Annotated in this window: 2 protein-coding genes and 1 pseudogene; 2 read left to right on the top strand and 1 reads right to left on the bottom strand. The window is 47.5% G+C overall.

What is annotated here, in order from left to right:
* Positions 1 to 112 precede the first annotated feature (112 nt).
* On the bottom strand, positions 113 to 502 hold the full coding sequence (locus tag CSR02_RS14905) for a hypothetical protein (RefSeq protein WP_087636488.1): 390 nt from the start codon (positions 500 to 502) through the stop codon (positions 113 to 115).
* Positions 503 to 652: 150 nt separating this feature from the next.
* Between CSR02_RS14905 and CSR02_RS14895 the strand changes: the two are divergent.
* Positions 653 to 1,142 (top strand): annotated as a pseudogene (locus CSR02_RS14895) (IS5 family transposase); the annotation flags it as partial.
* 478 nt (positions 1,143 to 1,620) lie between these two features.
* Positions 1,621 to 3,864, top strand: coding sequence for a TonB-dependent siderophore receptor (locus CSR02_RS14890; protein ID WP_244177046.1), 2,244 nt, complete (start codon positions 1,621 to 1,623; stop codon positions 3,862 to 3,864).
* Positions 3,865 to 4,076: the final 212 nt, after the last annotated feature.

The following is a 4,076-nucleotide window of genomic DNA, read 5'->3' as shown; positions in this document are numbered from 1 at the left end:
TGTCCCGTAAAACGGGAGTGAAAAATAAACAGTACGAAACATGTGAAGGAACCTGAAGAGACAGCACAAAATGCTCACCTGCATGGCAGGTGAGCGGCTCTTTCAATTCAGATCAGGCAGGAGGCCCCTGAGGGCAGAGAGAAGTCCGTTTCGGTGTTGGAGGCCCCCGGATGGATGTGAACATCCATGTCTGGCGAATGCCAGCAACACACAATCCCATAAAAAGACAGAAAACGATGCTTACAACGAGCAGGCCCAATGCTTCGGACAGAAGAAAGCCGTCATCATCGGGGGCAGTTGAGCGATGGTGCTGTCCGTCTGGATCAGGCGATGTGCTCTGATCGTCGCAAAGAATGCTCAGCTTCGTGAAAGTTTTAAGAGGATCGTCGACAAGTGCCGCTGGGGAAGCAATTCCGCCAAATGTCAGGCGTGCAATCAGTGCAAACAATACAAGAGGCCAGAAGGCCAGCAGATAAGTTGGACTGTGAGCACGTGGAGTCATGCTTCACCGTTACATCAAGTTCTCTCTGTTAACCAGTCTATATCGATCGCTTTAATCCTACCTTTCAATGACGACATCTCTGAGCTTTGAGCAGTATTGCATGTCTGCTTTCGGAAAACGTAAATTGCCCCGGAACGACCGACAAGAGGGCGTGACCTGCCTGTCCGCTTTGGAGACTGGAAGAACGTGCACAGACGGCTGCGTCGCTGGTGTGAAAGCGGTGTGATCGAACGGATTTCTTGGCATCAGGCTGCTGACCACGAAAATCCACACCATTGTCGATGCCGCGGGGAAGGCTGTGGTTCTTTCTCTGACGCCCGGACAAAGGGCCGACATCACAGAAACAGGGTCATTGCTCGATGAAGTCGATCCCGAGGTCTTCATCGCCGACAAGGCTTACGACGCCATACCCCTCATCGAAAAGCTTGAAGAGGGGGGGAGCACACCGGTTATCCCCTCAAGGAAAAACCGTATCTGTCCACGAAAAACCCGTTTTTCAATTTATAAAAAACGAAATATCATCGAACGCGTCTTCGCCAGACTGAAGCAGTTCAGAAGCATTGCAACACGTTATGACAAGCTGAAATCAACCTTCATCGCAGCAGTGCAGCTCGTTTCCGCTGTCATCGGAGCTAACTGACGACACATCCTAGTGCTACTATGGCAATTGGTTTTCGACCAGCTTTGCACGCAGCATCGACCGTCTCTTTCAACACATCAGCACGCATCCGATAGTGTCTGTCAATTGGTATACAAATTATAGCATCTGCCCCCAATCCAAGTTGATGACATGCTTTTTCAATAATACAATGCGTTTTTTCAGATGTAAATCCGCAGTATGAACCCATCTTGTGTTGTGATGATGTGAATTTACCTCCCAATACCATTGTCCGAACCACATTCCACACTTTAATGTTACATGACAGTCACATCATTTTAGGCAAATTTCAGCTTAAAAATTATTGCAAATGATTCTCATTAATATGTATGAAGGCATGGAACTCACATAGGGTTCAGAGTGCACAACATCCTTATGGAGGTTACATCGGCATCCGTGGACGGGGTTTGCGAGAGCTATCCACGCCAAAAATATCCTTTATTATTCTATGGATTTAACTATGGAACCAGATAGTTATGCGGGAAATTCCTGCTATCCAATAAAGCTCGCCAAACCTAGGTTTGTCGTTGGCATGGTCATCATTCTGGCAGCAACTGTGCCAGCAGAAGCGCGTACTGCTAATGGTAATCTATCCGACAGTGCTCAACAGAATGTTCCTGACACTACATTTGCAAAAGTAAGATCTTCTTCAGCGGGTAAACCAGCACAGTCGCGACCTCACCCTGCCACCCCGGAAATCATCAGCGTCAAAGGTGTAAGGCAAAATTTTTTGGCATCTTCCTCTCATGCAGGAACCAAGACAGACACACCGCTCATCGAAACCCCACAAAGCGTCTCGGTTATTACCCGAACACAACTTGATGCTCGTAACGTCCAGACCCTGTCTGACGCACTGGCTTATTCACCAGGAGTTCGTACCAATATCTATGGGTTTTCGCCAAGGCTCGATCAGTTCATCATTCGTGGTTTCGATGTAACAAATTATGGTGTCTACCGTGACGGTCTTCGCCAGCCCGTTACACCATCTCTCCTCAGCTTTAGAACAGAACCTTATGGGCTTGATTCCATCACGGTCGTCAACGGACCAGCTTCATCAACCTATGGCTTGTCATCAGTTGGCGGAATGGTTGATCTTGAAACAAAAAAACCTACAGAGAAACGAATCAACGAGGTCCAATTCCAAGTCGGTAATTTTAGCAGGTATCAAGGTGAATTTGATTTTTCCGGGCAACTTCCTTCGGATCGACGTTTCACCTATCGCCTGACTGGCCTCTTCCGGGATAGCGATACACAGATGCAGGCAGTGCCAGACAACCGCATCTATATTGCTCCAGCCTTTACGTTTAAACCGGATGAAAACACACGCCTGACAGTTCTGACCAACTTTCAGAAGGATCGCACAGGCGGTTCAATGTTTAATTATCAGACTACGGAAGGTGTGCTCACGAATATTCATTACGCTGATCCGCGCTGGAACAATCTAGACCAGACAACATATCGACTTGGTTACGAGTTCGAACATAGATTTACGAATTTCTTTTCTTTCCAACAAAATTTTCGTTATGCGCATGGCGATAGTAATGCTCACTATCTTTACATATCCGGCATTTCAGACGATGGCACGAGCGCAACAAGGCGTGCTGGTCAGGTTCGTGAACAACTCAACTCTGTTGGCCTTGATAATCAGGCCAAGTTCGATGTGAAAACTGGCCCGGTAACACAAAAGATTCTCTTGGGCATAGATTACTTATTTACTGACTACCGCACCAGTTATGCGGACGGATCCGCTCCATCACTTAACCTCATTACGCTAAATTACGGCGCGCAGGCCATTCCTACTCCTTCAGTCTATTCCATAGCCCATGCTGGCCAAACGCAGGTCGGCGTTTATCTTCAAGATCAAATTCGTTTTCAACGCTGGCTGTTAACCCTTAGTGGCCGCCATGATTGGGTAACAACCAATAGTGGTAATTATTACAGCCACACCAGCCAGCATCAGCATGACGATGCGTTTAGTGGCCGCGTTGGATTAACCTATCACTCTGCAATTGGGCTTGCTCCTTACGCTTCATACGCAACATCTTTCAATCCTACGATAGGGGAAACGAAAAATGGCACGTCATTCCGTCCAATTACAGGCAATCAGTATGAGGTAGGACTAAAATACCAGCCCCTATCTCAGCGGCTTCTAGTAACGGCTGCTGCCTTCGATATACACCAGAACCATGGCCTTATGACAGACCCGACAGACCCCACGGGTATTTATCAGATACAACGTGGGCAGGTGCGTTCTCGCGGCTTCGAAGTCTCCGCCACCGGAGATATCGGCTATGGATTTAGCTTTAATGCCAGCTATACATACTTGGATCTGAAAACGATGAAGGGAGATGCTTCAACTCAAGGAAAAATCCCTTCCGGCATGCCTGCAAATACGGCAAGCGGCTGGCTTGACCATACTTTCGATAGCGGCGTGCTGAAGGGACTTGGGACAGGTTTTGGTATCCGCTATATTGGCTCGAGTTTTCGTGGCGACACGAACGCGACTGGCAAGAACAAATCGATGTTCCTCATGGACGCTGCCGTCCGTTATCGATTTGAAGCCGTATCTCCTGGTCTTCGCGGGCTTCAGCTTGCTGTTAATCTGAACAATTTAGCAGGACGAAATATCGTTACCTGCCAAGCTGATTTTTGCTATCGCCCGCTGGCCAGAACCGTTATCGGCAGCATCCGCTATAATTGGTGAAATGAAATATGTCTGCTCAATAAATTTCTACTTTTTTGAAAATATTTCCCATGTAATCCTAGCACTACTTTGGCAGAATGCGTTTTGAGGTCTGGCATAGCAAGGTTCCCACAGTGCGGGCATTGCCCGATAGGTGGTCGTCGCGGAAATCTCACAGAAGGGTTGTACATCGGGTTAGATTATGAAAAAGTCTGTTTTGCACAAAAGAAATT

Source organism: Acetobacter pomorum, from assembly GCF_002738225.1.
Lineage (GTDB): Bacteria > Pseudomonadota > Alphaproteobacteria > Acetobacterales > Acetobacteraceae > Acetobacter > Acetobacter pomorum.
This window is presented reverse-complemented; position numbering and strand designations above follow the sequence as displayed.